Source organism: Roseomonas sp. BN140053 (assembly GCF_047690175.1).
Lineage (GTDB): Bacteria > Pseudomonadota > Alphaproteobacteria > Acetobacterales > Acetobacteraceae > Roseomonas.
This window is the reverse complement of sequence record NZ_JBLLEB010000005.1, coordinates 139,973-158,396: the sequence shown is the minus strand read 5'-3', so window position 1 is coordinate 158,396 and position 18,424 is coordinate 139,973. Positions and strand designations below refer to the sequence as shown.

Sequence of the window (18,424 nt, the reverse complement as noted above, 5' to 3'; positions counted from 1 at the left end):
GCGACCGGACGGGTTTCCGGCCGCGCTGCGTCGCACCGGCCCGGCCTCAACGGCCGGGTGGCGGTCCCGCCTGGCCCGATGCCAGGGATCCGGCGAAGTGGCAGGCGGCCGGCCAGGCGCCGTGGCGCAGTTCCAGTTCCGGCACGTCGTGCGAGCAGACCGGGAACTCCGCCCGCGGGCAGCGCGGGTGGAAGGCGCAGCCGCCGGGCGGGGCGAGCGGGCTGGGAACTTCGCCGGGGATCGGCGGCGGGCGCGGCGGGGCGTCGGGGTCCAGCCGCGGCACGGCCGAGAGCAGCGCGCGGGTGTAGGGATGCCGCGGCGCGGCGAACACCGACGCGGTGGGGCCCTGTTCCACCACCTTGCCCAGGTACATCACCGCCACGCGCTCGGTCAGGTGGCGCACCAGGCGCAGGTCGTGGGTGATGAACACCAGCGTCAGCCCCAGCCGCTCGCGCAACTCGGCGAAGAGATTCACCACCCCTGCCTGTACCGACACGTCCAGGGCTGAGACCGGCTCGTCCGCCACGATCAGCTCCGGCTCCACGGCCAGGGCGCGGGCGATGCCGATGCGCTGCCGCTGCCCGCCGGAGAACTCGTGCGGCCGGCGGTCGGCGGCGTCGCGCGGCAGGCTCACCTGGTCCAGCAGCGCGGCCACGCGGGCGGGGATCTCGGCCGGCGGCACGATCGCGTGGACGCGCAGCGCCTCGGCCAGGGCCTCGCCCGCCGTGAGGCGCGGATTGAGCGAGCCGTAGGGGTCCTGGAACACCATCTGCGCCCGGCGGTGGAAACGCCGGCGATCGGCGCCGCGCAGGGCGGAAAGCTCCGTGCCGTCGAAGCGCAGCCCGCCCTTGTCCGGTGAGTCCAGTCCCACCAGCAGCCGCGCCAGGGTGGACTTGCCGCAGCCGGATTCGCCGACGATGCCCAGCACCTCGCCGCGTTCCACCCGCAGCGACACGCCGCGCAGGGCCTGCACGCGGCCGCCGCGCGGGGCCCGGAAGGTGCGGACGAGGTCGCGCGCTTCTACGATCGGCGGCGCGGGATGTTGCAGGGCAGCGCTCATGGGTGGGACCGCGGGGTGCCGGTGGCCAGCGCGGGGCCGGCCTGGGGCGGCGGCGCGCCGCCGGGTGGGGGCGTGCCGGCGGCGGGCTGAGCGGCGGCAGCGGTGGCGCCGGTCCGCGGCGGCAGCCGGTCGGCGGCCAGGCAGGCGCTGCGCTGCTCGTCCGCGGGCAGCGGCACGGGGGCCGGCATTTCCACCCGCCCGTCCACCCAGCACTCCGCCGGCACCAGCGGCGGCACCGCCGGCAGGCAGCCCGGCATCACCCAGTTGCAGCGCGGGGCGAAGGCGCAGCCCGGCGGCATGGCGCGCGGGCTGGGCGGCATGCCCGGCACGGGAAAAAGGCGACCGCCCGCCCCGCCCTCGCCCGGCATCGCGCCCAGCAGGGCGGCGGTATAGGCGTGGCGGGGGTGGCGGAAGATCCGGCGCGCCGGGCCGCTCTCCACCACCCGGCCGGCATACATCACCGCGACGCGCGAGCAGGTTTCCGCCACCACGCCGAGGTCGTGCGTCACCAGCACCATGGCCATGCGGTGGTCCGACACGAGGCGCAGCAGCAGCCGGAGGATGCCGTCCTGCACGGTGACGTCCAGCGCGGTGGTGGGCTCGTCGGCCAGCAGCAGCCGCGGCCCGGGGGCCAGCGCGATGGCGATCATGGCGCGCTGCCGCATCCCGCCGGAGAACTCGTGCGGATAGGAAGACAGGCGGGTGCGCGGACTGGGGATGCCGACCTCGGCCAGCAGCGCCTCGGCGCGCTCCCGCCGGGCGCGGCGGCCGAGCGAGGGATGGTGGACGAGCAGGCTTTCCTCGATCTGCGCGCCCACGGTCATCACCGGGTTCAGCGCGAGGCCGGGTTCCTGGAAGATCATCGCGACCTCCCGCCCGCGGGTGCGCTGCAGCTCGCGCGGCGGCAGTGTCAGCAGGTCGACGCCGTTCCACAGCACCTCGCCGGACACGGCGGCGCCGGCCGGCAGCAGGCCGGGGATGGCGCGCAGCGACACGCTCTTGCCCGAGCCGCTCTCGCCCACCAGGCCCAGCACCTCGCCGGGCATCACCGCCAGCTCGGTGCCGTGCACCACCTCGACCCCGCCGAGGGTGACGCGCAGGCCGCTGACGCGCAGGCCGTCGCGGTTCGGCGCTGCCGGCGGGTCGTCCAGCGGGGCGGGCGGAAAGGCCAGGGCGGGGGCACGTTCCATCAGCGGGTCCCCCGCGGGCCGGGGACGGATGCGGGCATCACCGCCGTACCTCCAGCCGATCGGCCAGGCCGTCGCCCAGAAGGGAGAAGCCGAGGCCGCAGAGCACCACTGCCGCGCCGGGAAACAGGGCGATCCAGGGCGCCTGGGTCAGGAAGTTCTTGCCGTCCGCCACCAGCACGCCCCATTCCGCCTCCGGTGGCTGCGCGCCCAGGCCGAGATAGCCGAGCGAGGAGCCCAGCAGGATCGCCAGCGCCATGTCCGACACGGCGTAGGCCAGGATGGGCCGCACCGCATTGGGCAGCACGTGCCGCCCGAGGATGCGCGGCAGGCCGTAGCCCAGCCCCCGCGCCGCGGCCACATGGTCGGAAGCCGACACCACCGATACCTCGCCCCGCATCAGCCGGGCATAGGGCACCCAGCCGGCGATGGCGACCGCCACGTACATGTTGCCCAGGCCCGGCCCGAGCACCGCGACGATGGCGATCACCAGCACCAGGAAGGGAAAGGTCACCACCAGGTCCATCGCCCGGCCCAGCAGCGCATCGGCCCAGCCGCCGAGATAGCCGGCCAGCAGCCCCAGCAACCCGCCCACCAGCAGCGGCCCCGCCACCGCGAAGACGGCAATCTGCAGGTCCACCCGCGCGGCCCAGATGGTGCGCGACAGGATGTCCCGCCCGAACTGGTCGGTGCCGAAGGGATGCTCCCAGGAGGGCGGCGCCAGCAGCGCGGTGAAGTCGAAGGCCAGCGGGTCGTAGGGCGCGATCAGCCCCGGCACGGCCGCGCAGGCCAGCAGCAGCGCGAGCACGGCCGCACCGGCGAGGAGCGCCCTCATGCCGGCGTTGCCCCGGTGAGCCCAGCGCGCATCACCGCCCTCATCCGCGCCGCCGTGCCGCGGCGCGCGGGTCGAGCCAGGCGACGGTAAGATCAGTGACCAGGAAGGTGAGCGAGACCAGCAGGGCCAGCACCAGCGTCAGCCCCTGCACCACCGGGTAGTCGCGGGCAAAGATGCTCTCCACCATCAGCCTTCCGACGCCGGGCACAGCGAAAACGCTTTCCGTCACCACGGCGCCGCCCAGCAGCGCGCCGATATGCAGCCCGACCAGTGACACGGTGGCCGCCGCCGCGGGACGCAGCACGTGGGATCGCATCACGACGTTTTCCGGCAGGCCCTTGGAGCGGGCAAAGGACACGTGCTCGGCCCGCAGCACCCCCAGCAGCGAGGCGCGCAGCGAGCGCGTGGCCACGGCGGTGAAGGACAACGCCAGGGTCAGCGCCGGCAGGAATAGGTGGTAGAGGTGCTGGCCGAAGGTTTCGCCGTAGCCGCCCACGGGGAACAGGCCCCATTGCGCGGCGAACAGGGTCAGCAGCAGCAGCCCCACGAAGAAGATCGGCGCCGACAGCCCGACCTGCAGGCCGCCGCGCACCGCCACGTCCTGCCAGCGTCCGGCGCGCAGGGCGGACAGGAAGGCCAGCGGCAGCGCCAGGGCGAGCGAGATCAGCACCGCCATCAGCGTCAGCAGCCCCGTCACCGGCAGGCGTTCCACCACCAGCCGCCACACCGACACGCGGCTGGCGATGGAGGTGCCGAGATTGCCCCCCAGCAGCCCGGACACGTAGGCGACCAGCTGCGTCAGCCAGGACTGGTCGAGCCCGAGCTGCGCCGAAAGCCGGTTCACGGCCTCGTCGGTCGCGCGGTCGCCCAGCAACGCGGAGATCGCGTCGCCGGGCATGGCGCGGGCGAGGAGGAACACGGCCAGCACGGCGAGCGCCAGGGTGGGCAGCATCTGCGCCACCCGGCGCGCGGCATAGCGGAGCAATTGGGGCTCAGCGCTCGACGTAGGCGCCTTCGAACAGGTTGTTGCCGAGCGGGATCTGCACGAAGCCCTTGCCGTTGCGGCGGAACACCACGGGATAGGGCGTCTCGTAGAGGAACAGGATGGGCGCGGCCTCGACGTAGCGAGCCTGGATCTCGCGGTACATCTCGCCGCGCTTGGCCACGTCGGTTTCCCGGCCGCTCGCCTCGTAGAGGCTGTCGATCCGCTCGTCCTTGAAGCCGGAATACAGGCAGTCGATGTTGGGCGAGTAGGCGAAATAGGACGTGATCTGCGACGGGTCGGAGATGTCGTTGGTCCAGGCCGCCGTGCGCATCTGGAAGTCCTTGGCCCGGTAGCGCGCGGTGCGGGTGGCGCTGTCCACCTGCTCGATCCGCAGCCGCACGCCCAGCGCCGCCCACATCTGCTGCACCGCGACCAGGTCGTTGCTGTCGTCCTGGTTGCCCGACAGCGACATGCAGCTCAGCTCGAAACCCTGCGGGTAGCCGGCCTCGGCCAGCAGGGCGCGGGCGCGGGCGGCGTCGAAGGGATAGAGCGGCGCGAAGCTCTGGAACAGCGGCGTGGTGGTGGACATGAAGGACTGCATGGGCTTGCCCAGCCCCTGCGTGGTGATGGCGATCACCGCGTCCTTGTTCACCGCGTGGTTCAGCGCCCGCCGCACCCGCGCGTCGCCCAGCGGGTTCTTGGCACCTCGGTATTCCGGCCGGCAGTTGAAGGTCAGGTAGCGCACGCGGGTGGAGGGCCACAGCTCCATGCGCAGCTGCGGGTCGTTCTGCAGCTCGCGCACCCGGGCGTAGGGGACGAATTCCGTGCCGTCCAGCTCGCCGGCGCGCAGCTTCAGCAGGCGCGTGGCATCGTCGGGGACGATCTCGAAGCGCAGCTCGTCGAGGTAGGGCAGCGGCCGGCCGTCCTCGCCCAGCTTCCAGTGGTGGGGATTGCGGCGCAGCACCATGGTCTGGCCGCGCCGCCATTCCGTGACCACGAAGGGGCCGGTGCCCACGGGCCGCTCGGCGAAGGCCTTGATCTTGTCGTCCAGCGTGGCGCCGGGCGTGGCCTCCACCAGGCGCTGCGGCAGGATGCCGGTGTTGAAGGTGGCCAGCGCCGGGACCAGCGTGGCATCCGGCGCCTTGAGCCGCACCACCACCTGCGCGCCCGACACATCCACCCCGGCGATGGAGCTGACGAGCGAGCGCCAGGCCCCGCTCTCCCGCGCACGGTTGAGCGACCAAACCACGTCCTCGGGCCGCATCTCGGAACCGTCGGAGAACTTCACCCCCTGGCGCAGCGTCAGCGTCAGGGCCGTCTTGTCGCCGTTCCATTCCCAGGCCGTGGCGAGGCCGGGCTGCACGTCCTTGCCATCCGCGGTGGGCAGCAGCAGCGTGTCGAAGACGTTGGTGAGGACCCAGATATCCGTGTTGGCGTCGTTCAGCACGGGGTCGAGGAACTGACTGTCGGCGTAGCGCCCGAATACCATCCGGCCGCCGCGCGTGGCGGCCTGGGCCGCGCCGGAGCTCAGCACGGCCGGCGCCACCGCCAGCGTGGCGAAGCCGCCGAACAGGGCGCGCCGGGTCAGCTCGAAGGGATGGGTCATGGACGATCTCCGCGGATGGCGTGAGGCTGGTATGCCGCGGGCGAGGGTGTCAACGGTCGCGGGCAGCGTTTCCCAGCCGCCACCCGGCCACCCTGGCTATGCCGCGCGCAGGCGGTGCGCGCGGCCGGCGCCGACGCCTATCCGCTGGGCAGCCCCCGCTTGCAGGACAGGGCGGTGCCCGGCGGCAGGTCAGCCGGCGCGGTTCGCCTCCGCGGCCCGGTCCTCGGCCGCCATGTGGCCCTGGCGCTGCATGTCCGGCATGAACAGCACCGACACCAGCGCCACGGCGAGCAGCGCGGTCACGTACCAGCCGAATCCGGCCTCCCAGCCTTCGGCCTTGAAGCGCAGCGCGACGTATTCCGCCGTGCCGCCGAAGATGGCGTTGGCCACGGCGTAGGAGATGCCGACACCGAGGGCGCGCACCTCGGCCGGGAAAAGCTCCGCCTTCACCACGCCGCTGATGGAGGTGTAGGCGCTGACCACCAGCATCGCGACCAGGATGAACCCCAGGGCCGTCCAGGGCGAGGACGCCTGCCCGATCACCCCCAGCAGCGGGCCGGTGGTCAGGATGCCCAGCACCCCGAAGGCGATCAGCATGTTCCTGCGGCCCACGCGGTCCGACAGTGCGCCGAGAAGCGGCTGCATCAGCATGTAGAGGAACAGCGCCCCGGCCATCAGGATGCTGACCGTTTCCACCGCGAAGCCGGCGGTGTTGACCAGGTATTTCTGCATGTAGGTCGTGAAAGTGTAGAAGACGAGGCTGCCGCCCGCGGTCAGCCCCGTCACCGTCAGCAGCGAGCGCGGATGGTCCAGCAGCGCCCGCAGCGTGCCGGCGCCGCGGCGGGAGCGGGTTTCCGCCGTGGACGTCTCGTGCAGCGAGCGGCGCAGGAACACCGCCACCACCGCGGTCAGCGCGCCGATCACGAAGGGGATGCGCCAGCCCCAGGCGCGCAGGTCCTCGGTGCTCAGCAGCTGTTCCAGCACCACGATCACCAGCACCGCCAGCAGCTGCCCGCCGATCAGCGTGACGTACTGAAAGGAGGCGTAGAAGCCGCGGTGCTTCGCCGTGGCCACCTCGCTCATGTAGGTGGCGGAGGTCCCGTACTCCCCACCCACGGAGAGCCCCTGCCCCATCCGCGCCAGCAGCAGCAGCGCCGGGGCCGCGAGTCCGATCGTCTCGTAGGTCGGCAGCACGGCGATCAGCAGCGAGCCGCCGCACATCAGCAGCACCGAGACCAGCATGGAAAAGCGCCGCCCCTTGCGGTCCGCCAAGCGCCCGAACAGCCAGCCGCCGATCGGCCGCATCAGGAAGCCGATGGCGAAGACCGCCGCGGCGTTGAGCAGCTGCACGGTGGGATCGTCGGAGGGGAAGAAGGCGTGCGCGAAATACAGCGAGGTGAAAGCGTAGGCGTAGAAATCGTACCACTCGACCAGATTGCCCGAAGCGGCGCCGACGATGGCCAGGATACGGTCGCGGACCTCATGCGGCCGGGCGATGACGGGGGTGGCGGCGGTGTCCATGGCGAGGAGCTCCCCTGCGGGAACCGCCACGGCCCGATCCGGCCGGCCGTCGCGTCCCGCGCCCACCCGGGATAGACCCGCGCCGGCGCGCTGTCCCGGCGCTGCGGGCATGGCTGGCAACACGAGGCGCGGAGGAATCCCGCGAGCCGCCGAAGGCCGGACATGAAAAAGGGCGGGAGCCGATGGCCCCCGCCCCGATCCTTCGCCCGGCCCGGGGGCCGGAGGCGCCGTGCCTCAGAGGCCCAGCATCAGGCGCCGGGGGTCCTCGATGCCTTCCTTGACGCGCACCAGGAAGGACACCGCCTCCTTGCCGTCCACCACGCGGTGGTCGTAGCTGAGCGCGAGGTACATCATCGGCCGCACCTCGATCTTGCCGCCCACCACCATCGGGCGCTCCTGGATCTTGTGCATGCCCAGGATGCCGGACTGCGGCGGGTTCAGGATCGGCGTGCTCATCAGCGAGCCGTAGATGCCGCCATTGGTGATGGTGAAGGAACCGCCCGCCAGCTCCTCCAGCTTCAGCTGGCCGTCACGGGCACGCTTGCCGAAGCCGCCGATCGCCTTCTCGATCTCCGCGAAACCCAGGTCCTGGGCGTTGCGCAGCACCGGCACCACCAGCCCGCTCGGCCCGCCGACGGCGATGCCCATGTGGACGAAGTGCTTATAGACGATGTCGTCGCCGTCGATCTCGGCGTTCACCGCCGGCCATTCCTGCAGCGCCGCGACGCAGGCCTTCACGAAGAAGCTCATGAAGCCGAGCTTGACGCCCTGCTTCTTCTCGAAGGCGTCCTTGTACTCGTTGCGCAGCGCCATCACCGCCGACATGTCCACCTCGTTGAAGGTGGTCAGCATGGCGGCGGTGTTCTGCGCCTCCTTGAGCCGGTTCGCGATGGTCTTGCGCAGACGGGTCATCTTGACCCGCTCCTCCCCGGCCTCCGGCGCCCGGGCGGCGCGGGCGGCAGGCTTGGGCGTCTCGGGCGCGGGACGGCTGAGATAGGCCTGCACGTCGCCCTTGGCGATACGGCCGTCCTTGGCGCTGCCCTGGCCGATCTGCGCGGCCGTGACGCCCGCTTCCGTCATCATCTTGGCGGCGGCTGGCAGCGGCGCGTGGGCCGGGGCCTCCGAGCCACCGGGACGGGCGACCGGGCCGGTGGTGGGCCGCGGCGTCTCCACCTTGGGCTGCGCGGGGGCGGCGGCCACCGGCTGCGGCGCCGGCGTCGGCGCGGCCGGGGCGGCCACCGGCTTGGAAGCGGCGGTGCCGGAACCGGCGCCGATGCTGCCCAGCAGGGCGCCGACCTCGACCTCGGCGCCCTCGTCGGCGGCGATGGACTCCAGCACCCCGGCCTCGGGGGCGTTGACCTCCACCGTGACCTTGTCGGTCTCCAGTTCCACCAGCGGCTCGTCCGCCTTCACCGCCTCGCCGGCCTTCTTCAGCCAGCGGGCCACGGTGGCAGTGCTGACGCTCTCGCCCAGGGTGGGCACCAGGATGTCGCTCATGGAAACTATTTGCCCCGTGTCACGAAAGGCCGAGGGCCTGCTTGACCAGGGCCTCCTGCTGTTGCGCGTGGACCTTGGCCGAACCCGTTGCCGGGCTGGCGGCCGCGATACGCCCCGCGTAATCCGGCCGCTTGGCCTTCATGTCCAGCCCCTTCAGCACCGCCTCGACCCGGCGGTCGATGAAATTCCAGGCGCCCATGTTCTCAGGCTCCTCCTGGCACCACACCACCTCGGCGTTGCGGTAGGGCGTCAGCGCGGCCGCCAGCGCCTTCTTGGGGAAGGGATAGAGCTGCTCGACCCGCAGGATGGCCACGTCGGTCAGCCCGGCGTCGCGGCGGGCCTGCAGCAGGTCGTAGTAGACCTTGCCGGTGCAGAGCACGACGCGCTTCACCTGCTCGTCCGGGCCGAGGGCATCGACCTCGGGCAGCACGGTGCGGAAGGCGCTGCCGGGGCCGAACTCGCTCAGGCTGCTCACCGCCAGCTTGTGCCGCAGCAGCGACTTGGGCGTCATCTGCACCAGCGGCTTGCGGTAATTGGCCTTCAGCTGCCGCCGCAGGGCGTGGAAGTAGTTGGCGGGGGTGGAGATGTTGACCACCCGCATGTTGTTCTCGGCGCAGAGCTGGAGGTAGCGCTCCAGCCGGGCGGAGGAATGCTCCGGCCCCTGCCCCTCGTAGCCGTGCGGCAGCAGCATCACCAACCCGCTCATGCGCAGCCACTTCGTTTCGGCCGAGGCGATGAACTGGTCGATGATCACCTGCGCGCCGTTGGCGAAGTCGCCGAACTGCGCTTCCCACAGCACCAGGGTCTGCGGGTCCGCCAGGGAATAGCCGTAGTCGAAGCCCAGCACGCCCATCTCGCTGAGCAGCGAGTTGAAGGCTTCCAGCCGCGGCTGGCCTTCGCGGATGTTGTTCAGCGGGACGTATTCGGCCTGGGTCTGCTGGTCGATCAGGTAGGCGTGGCGCTGCGAGAAGGTGCCGCGCTGCACGTCCTCACCGGACAGGCGGACGCGATGGCCCTCCAGCAGCAGGGTGCCGAAGGCCAGGGCCTCGCCGGTCGCCCAGTCGATGCCCTCGCCGCCCTCGATCGCCTGCTTCTTCGCTTCCAGCTGGCGCAGGATCTTGGGGTTGGCATTGAAGCCCTGCGGCACGCGGCTCAGCGCGGCGCCGACCTCGCGCAAGGTTTCCAGCGCCACGGCGGTGCCGTCCTCCGTGTCCGCCGCCTCGTCGCCGGCGGCCTTGAGCCCGGCCCAGTGGCCTTCCAGCCAGTCCGCCTTGTTGGGCTTGAAGGAGGCGCTGGCCTGGAAGGCTTCCTCCATCCTGGCGTTGAAGCGGTCCAGCATGCCCCGCGCCTCGGCCTCGGGCACCGAGCCCTCGGCCGCCAGGCGCTGCGCGTACTTCACCCGCGTCGTCGGCATCTCCTTGATGCGGGCATACATGGTGGGCTGCGTGAAGGCCGGCTCGTCCGTCTCGTTGTGGCCGTGGCGGCGGTAGCAGACGATGTCCAGCACGATGTCGGCGCCGAACACCATGCGGTACTCGGCGCACATGCGGGCGCAGAACACCACCGCCTCCGGGTCGTCGCCGTTGACGTGCAGGATCGGCGCCTGCACGGACTTGGCCACGTCGGTGCAGTACAGGCCGGAATAGGCGTGCGCGGGGGTGGTGGTGAAGCCGATCTGGTTGTTGGTCACGACGTGCACGGTGCCGCCGGTGCGGTAGCCGATCAGCTGGCTCATCGCCAGCGTCTCGTAGACCAGCCCCTGGCCGGCGAAGGCGGCGTCGCCGTGCAGCAGGATGCCCATCACGGAGCGGCGGCCCTTGGTGTCACCGGCCATGTCCTGCCGGGCGCGCACCTTGCCGACCACCACGGGGTCCACCGCTTCCAGGTGCGAGGGGTTGGGCTGCAGCGACAGGTGGACGAGCCTGCCGCCGATCTCCACGTCCGTGGAGGTCCCGAGGTGGTACTTCACGTCGCCCGAGCCCTGGACGTCGTCCGGGTTGGCCTGCATGCCCTTGAACTCGGCGAAGACCTGCACGAAGGGCTTGCGCACCACGTTGACCAGGGTGTTCAGCCGGCCGCGGTGCGCCATGCCGATGGCCACCTCGGTGACGCCGCCCTCGGCCGCGGTCTCGATCACCGCCTGCACGGCGGGAATGGTGGACTCGCCGCCCTCCAGGCCGAAGCGCTTGGTGCCGACATACTTGCGGGCGCAGAAGGCCTCGAAACCCTCAGCCTCCGTCAGGTCGTTGAGGATCTTGGCCTTCTGGGCCTTGTTGAAGGCGCCGGTCCAGGGCGCGCCCTCGATCCGCTGCTGGATCCAGGCCTTCTGGTCGGGGTCCTGGATGTGCATGAACTCGACCCCGATGGGGCCGCAATAGGAGGCGCGCAGGATCGCAATGATCTCGCGCAGGGTCGCGGTTTCACGACCGAGGACCTGGTTGATGAAGATCGGGCGGTCGTAATCGGCATCGGTGAAGCCGTAGGTCGCCGGATCCAGTTCGGAATAGGACTTCTTCTTCTGCAGGCCGAGCGGGTCGAGGTCGGCTTCCAGGTGGCCGCGCACGCGATAGGCGCGGATGAACATCAGGGCGCGGATGGAATCCAGCACCTGCTGGCGCGCGGCTTCCGGGCTGGCCGCCGCGGCAGCCGGGGCGGCCTCCGCCTTGCCCTTGCCCTTCGGGGCAGCGGCCGGCGCGGCCTCCTCGGGCGCGAAGCCGCCGCGGGGGCGCGGCGCCCAGGACGCGCCGGAGGCATCCTCCAGCACGGCGCGGGCGTCGTCGTTCAGGGCGGCAAAGAGATCCTGGAAGGAGACATCGACGCTATCGGGCCGTTCCACCCAGCGCGCGTAAAGGTCCGCGAGAAAGGCGGCATTGGCGCCCGTCATCGCGGTCGCGAGGATGTCCACACCCGGCATAACACGTCCTCCTGCGTGCCGACCCCTTTCGGCCGGACGCTTGTCCACTTCTCAAACCGTCGCCCGTCATAGGACGGCAGCGGCGGTTAACATAGGGAGGATGCCGAAATCATGGCACCGGGCATCACATCGCACAGTCGCGTGGCAGATACGCGCCGGCTGCTGTCCGGAAAGCCACACCCTCTGTTCGGGGAAGGGGAAAACGGCCGGACCGCACGATGGCGGACACGGCGAAGCAGGGAGACCGGGGCGCGGGGATGAACCCGCGCCCCGCTTCGGTTCAACCGTTGATGGCCTTGATCATGGTGGAGCCCAGCGCCGCCGGGCTGTCCGCCACGTGGATGCCGGCTTCCCGCATGGCGTCCATCTTGGCCGCCGCCGTGTCCTTGCCGCCGGAGATCACCGCGCCGGCATGCCCCATGCGGCGGCCCGGAGGCGCCGTGGCGCCGGCGATGAAGCCCACCACCGGCTTGTAGTTGGCCGAGCCGGGCTTGTTCTCGCGGCCCAGGAACTCGGCCGCGAGGATCTCGGACTGGCCGCCGATCTCGCCGATCATCACGATCTGCTTCGTTTCCGGGTCGGCCAGGAACAGCTCCAGCACCTCCTGGAAGTCCGTGCCCTTCACCGGGTCGCCGCCGATGCCGACGCAGGTGGACTGGCCGAGGCCCGCCGCCGTGGTCTGCGCCACCGCCTCGTAGGTCAGCGTGCCCGAGCGGGACACGATGCCCACCGAGCCGCGGCGGTGGATGTGGCCGGGCATGATGCCGATCTTGCAGGCCTCGGGGGTGATCACGCCCGGGCAGTTCGGCCCGACCAAGCGGGACTTGCTGCCGGACAGGGCGCGCTTGACCTTGACCATGTCCTGCACCGGGATGCCCTCGGTGATGCAGATGATCAGCGGCAACTCGGCCGCGATCGCCTCCAAGATGGAGTCCGCGGCGAAAGGCGGCGGCACGTAGATCACCGAGGCATCGGCCCCGGTGGCCTCCACGCACTCGGCCACGGTGTCAAACACGGGCAGGCCGATATGGGTCTGGCCGCCCTTGCCCGGCGTCACGCCGCCCACGTAGTTGGTGCCGTAGGCGATGCCCTGTTCGGCGTGGAAGGTGCCCTGGGAGCCGGTGAAGCCCTGGGTCATCACCTTGGTGTGCTTGTCGACGACAATCGCCATGATCAGGCGGCCTTCTTCACGGCGGCGACGACCTTCTGGGCCGCGTCGGCGAGGTTGTCGGCGGGGATGATCGCCAGGCCGGAATCGGCCAGGATCTTCTTGCCGAGGTCCACGTTGGTGCCTTCCAGGCGCACCACCAGCGGCACGGAGAGCGAGAGGTTCTTGCTCGCCTCCACGATGCCGTTGGCGATCATGTCGCACTTGGCGATGCCGCCGAAGATGTTGACCAGGATCGCCTTGACGTTGCTGTCCGAGGTGATGATCCGGAAGGCTTCCGTCACGCGGGCCGCGGTGGCGGTGCCGCCCACGTCGAGGAAGTTGGCGGGCGAGGAGCCGTAGAGCTTGATGATGTCCATGGTGGCCATCGCCAGCCCGGCGCCGTTCACCATGCAGCCGATCTCGCCGTCGAGCGCCACGTAGTTCAGGTCGTTCTTGACCGCGTCGAGTTCCTTCGGGTCCATCTCCGTGTCGTCGCGGAGGGCCTCCAGGTCCTTGTGGCGGAACAGCGCGTTGTCGTCGAAGCTCACCTTGGCGTCGAGCGCCACGATCTCGCCCGCGCCGGTGACCACCAGCGGGTTGATCTCGATGGCCTCCATGTCGAGGCCGGTATAGGCCGCATACATGGCGGTGACGAACTTCACGAAGGTGCCGACCTGCTTGCCTTCCAGGCCAAGACCGAAGGCCAGCTTGCGGGCCGCCCAGGGATACAGGCCGGAGGCCGGGTCGATCGCGACCTTCAGGATCTTCTCGGGGTGCTTCTCGGCGACCTCCTCGATCTCCATCCCGCCCTCGACCGAGGCCATGATGGTGACGCGGGAGGTTTCGCGGTCCAGCAGGATCGAGAGGTACAGCTCGCGCTTGATGTCGCAGCCGGCCTCCACGTAGACTTGGTTCACGACCTTGCCCTCGGGGCCGGTCTGCTTCGTCACCAGCGTGTGGCCGAGCATGGCGGCCGCCGCCTCGCGCGCACCCTCGGGCTTCACGACGCGGACGCCGCCCTTGCCGTTCGGGTCGTCGGTGAAGCGGCCGGCGCCGCGGCCGCCGGCATGGATCTGCGACTTCACCACCACCACGGGGCCGGGCAGCTTCTTCGCCGCCACCTCGGCCTCCTCGGGGGTCCTGGCGAGAAAGCCGTCGAGCACTGCGACGCCGTAGCGCTTCAGCAGCTCCTTGCCCTGGTATTCATGGATGTTCATGCCGGCACCGCTTTCCTGATCCGGAAAGAGGCCAGGACGCGCCCCGCGTGCCCCGGCCCCCTGTTGTGGGATGGGCCAGGGCGCGCGGAGCGCACCCCGGCCGGATGCCTCAGACGCCCAGCGCCTTGAAGTCCTCGACCAGCTTCTTCACCGCGTCGCAAGACTTGTCGAAAGCGGCCTTCTCGGCCTCGGTGAACTGCACCTCGACGATCTTCTCGACGCCGCCGGCGCCGATCACCACGGGCACGCCGACGTAGAAGTCGTTGAGCCCGTACTCGCCGTTCAGCATCACCGCGCAGGGCAGGACGCGCTTCTTGTCCTTGAGGTAGCTCTCGGCCATGGCGATGGCGGAGGCCGCCGGCGCGTAGAAGGCGGAGCCCTTTTCCAGCAGCTTCACGATCTCGCCGCCGCCATTGGCGGTGCGCGCCACGATGGCGTCGATCTTCTCCTGCGTGGTCCAGCCCATCTTGATCAGGTCGGGCACGGGGATGCCGGCCACCGTGGAGTAGCGGGTCAGCGGCACCATGGTGTCGCCGTGGCCGCCCAGCACGAAGGCGGTCACGTCCTCGACCGAAACGTTGAACTCCTGCGCCAGGAACAGGCGGAATCGGGCGCTGTCCAGCACGCCGGCCATGCCCACCACCTTGTTGGCGGGCAGGCCGGACTTCTGCTGCAGCGCCCAGACCATCACGTCCAGCGGGTTGGTGATGCAGATCACGAAGGCGTCCGGGGCGTGCGTCTTGATGCCCTCGGCCACCTGGCCCATCACGCCGGCATTCTTGGTCAGCAGGTCGTCGCGGCTCATGCCCGGCATGCGAGGGAAGCCGGCGGTGACGATGATCACGTCGGCGCCAGCGATCGCGGAATAGTCGGACCCGCCGGTCATGTGGCTGTCGAAGTCGTCCACCGGGCTGGACTGCATGATGTCCAGCGCCTTGCCGGCCGCGACGCCGCCGAAAACGTCGAACATCACGACGTCGCCGAGTTCCTTGAGCCCGATCAGGTGGGCGAGGGTGCCGCCGATGTTGCCGGCGCCGATCAGCGCGATCTTCTTGCGGGCCATGGGAGGGGATCCTTCGGGAAGCCGTTGCACTGCGAAAAAAACTCAGGAGCGCTTAGCCCCGGCCGCCCGGCCGGGCAAGGCGGGCCCGGGATGCGGCCCCCCTGCCCCAGCCCGGCTCACCCTTTGCCAGAGCGCCGCGACCGGCCTCCCCCCGGAAACCGACGCGGCCGTCAGGCCCGCTTTCCCGGCGCCCCCGCGCCGGGAAAGCGGGCCACCCCCATCAGAGCGGCATGCAGCGGATGGTGTCGGAATGGCCGCGGGCCAGGGTGGCCATGGTGCCTTCCGGGCAGGCCATCTGCTCGCCATCGCTGGCCGGCAGGCCGGCATGCCAGGACCGCGCGGGTGCCGGCGCGGCCTGAGCGGAGGAGATGAAGCCGGCGAGCCGCGGCCCGGTGCAGCGCCCGCGCGAGTCGCGGCGCAGGCAGGCGGCCGAGGCCATCTGGCGCATCTCGGCCCGGTCCAGCACGCGGTTGGCGTGGCGGGTGCCGGGCAGCGCCTTGGCCTGTCGGCTGCCGGCGCGGGCCACCACCATGCGGCCGCGCAGCGGCGCCGCGGCGACGATCCGCCCGCGCGAGGGGGCGGCAGTGAAGGCACGGCCACGCAGCGGGGCCGCGGCAAAGGCGCGGCCGCGATCCGCCCCGCGAGCGGCGACGCGCGGCACCACGGCGCGGAAGGCGCGCGGCGCCGCAACGGCCCGCACCTCACGGCGAGAGGCCGGCGCGGCGCTGGCGCGGGCGGCCCGAACGGCCGGGCCGGGCGCCTTGGCGGTGCGCGTCACCTGGGTACCCCGCGACGAGGAGCCCCCGCGCGCCGCCTCGGCCTGCCCCCCGGCAAGCACGGCCACGCCGAGCCCCGTCAACAAAGCGATCGTTTTGATCAGCCGCATGCTGTTCCCCCTCATGCGTCTCAGGTCAGGTGTGGCAGAGCGAGGTAATCCTGGCTCTGCATCTCCAGGAGGCGGGAAACGGTGCGCTGAAACATGTGCGCGTTCTCTCCCCGCTCGTAGAGCCTGTCAGGCTGGTCGGCGGCACTGGCCACCAGCTTGCAGCGGTGCTCGTACAAGGCGTCGATCAGCGTCACGAAGCGACGCGCCTTGTCGAAATTCTCCGGCCCCAGCCGCGGCACGCCGTCCAGCACCAGGGTGTGGAAATGCGTGGCGATGGCCAGGTAGTCGGCCGGGCCCAGCGGGTGGCCGCACAGGTCGTCGAAGCCGGCCCGGCCCACGCCGTTGACGGCCTGCGGCATTTCCACCCGGCGGCCCAGCACGGCCATCGCCTGCGGCTCGCCCCGCTCGCGGCCGGTCAGCTCACGGAAGGCGGCGTCCAGGGCGCGCTCGGCGCGGCCGTCATCGGGGGAATGCCAGGTCGGCAGACCGCGCACGCGGTCGCGACGGTAGTCCTGCTGCGCCTGCAGGGTCAGGACTTCCAGCCGCTGCTTGATCAGGGCGATGAAGGGCAGAAAGGCGTCGCGGCCGGGGCGGCCCTTGAACAGGTCGTCCGGCGCGGTGTTTGAGGTGGCCACCACCACCGTGCCGCGGGCGAACAGCGCCTCGAACAGGCGGCCCAGGATCATGGCGTCGGTGATGTCGTGGACCTGGAACTCGTCGAAGCAGAGCAGCGCGGCGCGGCCGGCGATGCCATCGGCCAGCGGCGGGATCGGGTCGTCGCCGCCGGGGTTCTCGCGCTTCCACCGGTGGATGGTGCGATGGCAGTCCTGCATGAACTGGTGGAAGTGGATGCGCTGCTTGCGCGGCACGTCGGCGGTGGCGAAGAACAGGTCCATCAGCATGGACTTCCCGCGCCCCACCTCGCCCACGAGGTAGAGGCCGATCGGTGCGTTGCCGGGCGCTTCGTCCACCGGCTTGCGGCGGAAGAAGCGGCTGAAGAAGCCGGCCTCCTCCGGGGCTTCCGGGCTGGGATCGTAGCCGCGGGTGCGGCGCCACAGGTCCTGCAGCTTCTCCGCGGCCAGGGCCTGGGCGGCGTCAGCACGCAACTCCCCGGCGGCGACCTTGGCGCGATAGGCGGGCAGCGGGCCGGACGATGCGGCCGGGGACGCTGCGAGAGGAGCCGGGGCCGCGGAAGTTCCGTCCATCGAGGCGACGGGATAGCCCGCCCGGATGGGGCGGGCAACCCGATTAGCTCGCGACGCCGTGATTACGCGACGCGCTTCACCCGCCGGGACAGGGCAGCAGCGCCCCTGGGCCGCTCAGGCTTCGGTGTGGTCGCGCCCACCGCCATTGGTCTCGATGAGCCCGATGGCACCCTCGCGTGGGAGTTCCGTCACGAGCTTGCCATCCGTCACGGCGGAGATGGCAGCCAGGGGCAGGTAATGGTGCTGCCCATCGGTGCTATCGCGCCGGGTCAGCTTGATGCGACCAGCGTCCAGGTGGTCCACAGTGCCGAGGTGCCCGCCATCGGCACCCACGACCTCCATATGCTCGCGGATCTGGGTGGTATCGACCATCGGCGCCTGCTCCCGGGAGTTGGGGCGCCGGGTGAACCGCGCCCTGTTTCACAGCAGGATGCTAACGACGCACCGCCGCGCGAGATGCGGCCGCCTGCCACCCGCGAGGGGATGGCAGGCCTTGGAGAAAAGGCTGCTTAGCCCTCGCGTTCCACCAGCATGGTCTTGATCTGCCCGATCGCCGCCGCCGGGTTCAGGCCCTTCGGGCAGGTGCGGGCGCAGTTCATAATGGTGTGGCAGCGATACAGACGGAACGGGTCCTGCAGGTTGTCGAGGCGGCCGCCCTTGTCCTCGTCGCGGCTGTCGGCGATCCAGCGATAGGCCTGCAGCAGCACGGCCGGGCCGAGGTAGCGGTCACCGTTCCACCAGTAGCTCGGGCAGGCGGTGGAACAGCAGAAGCACAGGATGCACTCCCAGAGCCCGTCGAGCTTGGCGCGCTCCTCCTTGCTCTGCAGCCGCTCGGAATCCGGCGGCGGCGCGGTGTCGGTCTTCAGCCAGGGCTCGATCTCGCGCAGCTGGGCGTAGAGCTGGCTCAGGTCGGGCACGAGGTCCTTGACCACCGGCATGTGCGGCAGCGGGTGAATGCGGACCTCACCCTTCACGTCCTCGATCGGCTTCAGGCAGGCCAGGGTGTTCAGCCCGTCGATGCTCATGGAGCAGGAGCCGCAGATGCCCTCGCGGCAGGAGCGCCGGAAGGTCAGCGTGCTGTCCACCTCGTTCTTGATCTGGATCAGCGCGTCCAGGACCATCGGCCCGCACTTGTCCAGGTCGAGCTCATAGGTGTCGTAGCGCGGGTTCTCCCCGGTGTCGGGGTCCCAGCGATAGATCTTGAAGGAGCGCGGGGTCTTGGCGCTCGCCGGGGCAGGATAGGTCTTGCCCTGGCGGACTTCGCTGTTCTTGGGGAGCTTGAACTGGGCCATGATCCT

15 protein-coding genes are annotated in these 18,424 nt (G+C 70.9%); all 15 read right to left on the bottom strand.

The genetic code is table 11. From position 1 onward, the window contains the following. Positions 1–46: 46 nt before the first annotated feature. The 15 genes from ACLIBK_RS07470 to ACLIBK_RS07400 all read right to left on the bottom strand — a co-directional run bounded on the left by ACLIBK_RS07470 (position 47) and on the right by ACLIBK_RS07400 (position 18,418). A complete protein-coding gene (locus ACLIBK_RS07470; RefSeq protein ID WP_415386612.1) occupies positions 47–1,060 on the bottom strand; it encodes an ABC transporter ATP-binding protein in 1,014 nt (337 codons plus the stop codon). Further along, on the bottom strand, positions 1,057–2,250 hold the full coding sequence (locus ACLIBK_RS07465) for an ABC transporter ATP-binding protein (RefSeq protein ID WP_415386611.1): 1,194 nt from the start codon (positions 2,248–2,250) through the stop codon (positions 1,057–1,059). The genes ACLIBK_RS07470 and ACLIBK_RS07465 overlap by 4 nt, the downstream gene beginning before the upstream one ends. Positions 2,251–2,287: 37 nt before the next feature. Beyond that, positions 2,288–3,082 carry an ABC transporter permease gene (locus ACLIBK_RS07460; protein WP_415386610.1) on the bottom strand — a complete coding sequence of 265 codons (795 nt, stop codon included), beginning with the start codon at positions 3,080–3,082 and terminating at the stop codon, positions 2,288–2,290. Positions 3,083–3,122: 40 nt separating this feature from the next. Then, positions 3,123–4,067 carry an ABC transporter permease gene (locus ACLIBK_RS07455; RefSeq protein ID WP_415386609.1) on the bottom strand — a complete coding sequence of 315 codons (945 nt, stop codon included), beginning with the start codon at positions 4,065–4,067 and terminating at the stop codon, positions 3,123–3,125. Positions 4,068–4,074: 7 nt separating this feature from the next. After that, the gene (locus ACLIBK_RS07450) at positions 4,075–5,673 is read right to left on the bottom strand and encodes an ABC transporter substrate-binding protein (RefSeq protein WP_415386608.1); all 1,599 of its coding nucleotides are present in this window, start codon (positions 5,671–5,673) and stop codon (positions 4,075–4,077) included. Between the two features lie 189 nt (positions 5,674–5,862). Beyond that, positions 5,863–7,194 carry an MFS family transporter gene (locus ACLIBK_RS07445; protein ID WP_415386607.1) on the bottom strand — a complete coding sequence of 444 codons (1,332 nt, stop codon included), beginning with the start codon at positions 7,192–7,194 and terminating at the stop codon, positions 5,863–5,865. 234 nt (positions 7,195–7,428) lie between these two features. Further along, entirely contained in the window at positions 7,429–8,691 is a 1,263-nt protein-coding gene (gene odhB, locus ACLIBK_RS07440) for a 2-oxoglutarate dehydrogenase complex dihydrolipoyllysine-residue succinyltransferase (protein WP_415386606.1), read from the bottom strand. Positions 8,692–8,710: 19 nt separating this feature from the next. Further along, the gene (locus ACLIBK_RS07435) at positions 8,711–11,605 is read right to left on the bottom strand and encodes a 2-oxoglutarate dehydrogenase E1 component (RefSeq protein ID WP_415386605.1); all 2,895 of its coding nucleotides are present in this window, start codon (positions 11,603–11,605) and stop codon (positions 8,711–8,713) included. Positions 11,606–11,885: 280 nt separating this feature from the next. Next, positions 11,886–12,776: a succinate--CoA ligase subunit alpha gene (gene sucD, locus ACLIBK_RS07430; protein WP_415386604.1), complete on the bottom strand. Its 891-nt coding sequence runs from the start codon at positions 12,774–12,776 to the stop codon at positions 11,886–11,888. A 2-nt stretch (positions 12,777–12,778) separates the two neighbouring features. After that, the gene (gene sucC, locus ACLIBK_RS07425; RefSeq protein ID WP_415386603.1) at positions 12,779–13,972 is read right to left on the bottom strand and encodes an ADP-forming succinate--CoA ligase subunit beta; all 1,194 of its coding nucleotides are present in this window, start codon (positions 13,970–13,972) and stop codon (positions 12,779–12,781) included. A gap of 109 nt (positions 13,973–14,081) precedes the next feature. After that, a complete protein-coding gene (gene mdh / locus ACLIBK_RS07420) occupies positions 14,082–15,035 on the bottom strand; it encodes a malate dehydrogenase (protein WP_415386602.1) in 954 nt (317 codons plus the stop codon). A gap of 220 nt (positions 15,036–15,255) precedes the next feature. Further along, positions 15,256–15,921: a hypothetical protein gene (locus ACLIBK_RS07415; protein ID WP_415386601.1), complete on the bottom strand. Its 666-nt coding sequence runs from the start codon at positions 15,919–15,921 to the stop codon at positions 15,256–15,258. 20 nt (positions 15,922–15,941) lie between these two features. Continuing rightward, positions 15,942–17,126: a cell division protein ZapE gene (zapE, locus tag ACLIBK_RS07410; protein WP_415386600.1), complete on the bottom strand. Its 1,185-nt coding sequence runs from the start codon at positions 17,124–17,126 to the stop codon at positions 15,942–15,944. A gap of 114 nt (positions 17,127–17,240) precedes the next feature. Next, positions 17,241–17,498 carry a DUF2171 domain-containing protein gene (locus ACLIBK_RS07405; RefSeq protein ID WP_415386599.1) on the bottom strand — a complete coding sequence of 86 codons (258 nt, stop codon included), beginning with the start codon at positions 17,496–17,498 and terminating at the stop codon, positions 17,241–17,243. A gap of 137 nt (positions 17,499–17,635) precedes the next feature. Continuing rightward, positions 17,636–18,418: a succinate dehydrogenase iron-sulfur subunit gene (locus tag ACLIBK_RS07400; protein WP_415386598.1), complete on the bottom strand. Its 783-nt coding sequence runs from the start codon at positions 18,416–18,418 to the stop codon at positions 17,636–17,638. Positions 18,419–18,424 lie beyond the last annotated feature (6 nt).

What these genes read in the sequence shown, in the direction of transcription:
- ACLIBK_RS07470 (WP_415386612.1), bottom strand. Translation starts at nt 1,060, where the DNA reads ATGAGCGCTGCCCTGCAACATCCCGCGCCGCCGATCGTAGAAGCGCGC.
- ACLIBK_RS07465 (WP_415386611.1), bottom strand. Translation starts at nt 2,250, where the DNA reads ATGGAACGTGCCCCCGCCCTGGCCTTTCCGCCCGCCCCGCTGGACGAC.
- ACLIBK_RS07460 (WP_415386610.1), bottom strand. Translation starts at nt 3,082, where the DNA reads ATGAGGGCGCTCCTCGCCGGTGCGGCCGTGCTCGCGCTGCTGCTGGCC.
- ACLIBK_RS07450 (WP_415386608.1), bottom strand. Translation starts at nt 5,673, where the DNA reads ATGACCCATCCCTTCGAGCTGACCCGGCGCGCCCTGTTCGGCGGCTTC.
- ACLIBK_RS07445 (WP_415386607.1), bottom strand. Translation starts at nt 7,194, where the DNA reads ATGGACACCGCCGCCACCCCCGTCATCGCCCGGCCGCATGAGGTCCGC.
- odhB (WP_415386606.1), bottom strand. Translation starts at nt 8,691, where the DNA reads ATGAGCGACATCCTGGTGCCCACCCTGGGCGAGAGCGTCAGCACTGCC.
- ACLIBK_RS07435 (WP_415386605.1), bottom strand. Translation starts at nt 11,605, where the DNA reads ATGCCGGGTGTGGACATCCTCGCGACCGCGATGACGGGCGCCAATGCC.
- sucD (WP_415386604.1), bottom strand. Translation starts at nt 12,776, where the DNA reads ATGGCGATTGTCGTCGACAAGCACACCAAGGTGATGACCCAGGGCTTC.
- sucC (WP_415386603.1), bottom strand. Translation starts at nt 13,972, where the DNA reads ATGAACATCCATGAATACCAGGGCAAGGAGCTGCTGAAGCGCTACGGC.
- mdh (WP_415386602.1), bottom strand. Translation starts at nt 15,035, where the DNA reads ATGGCCCGCAAGAAGATCGCGCTGATCGGCGCCGGCAACATCGGCGGC.
- ACLIBK_RS07415 (WP_415386601.1), bottom strand. Translation starts at nt 15,921, where the DNA reads ATGCGGCTGATCAAAACGATCGCTTTGTTGACGGGGCTCGGCGTGGCC.
- zapE (WP_415386600.1), bottom strand. Translation starts at nt 17,126, where the DNA reads ATGGACGGAACTTCCGCGGCCCCGGCTCCTCTCGCAGCGTCCCCGGCC.
- ACLIBK_RS07405 (WP_415386599.1), bottom strand. Translation starts at nt 17,498, where the DNA reads ATGGTCGATACCACCCAGATCCGCGAGCATATGGAGGTCGTGGGTGCC.
- ACLIBK_RS07400 (WP_415386598.1), bottom strand. Translation starts at nt 18,418, where the DNA reads ATGGCCCAGTTCAAGCTCCCCAAGAACAGCGAAGTCCGCCAGGGCAAG.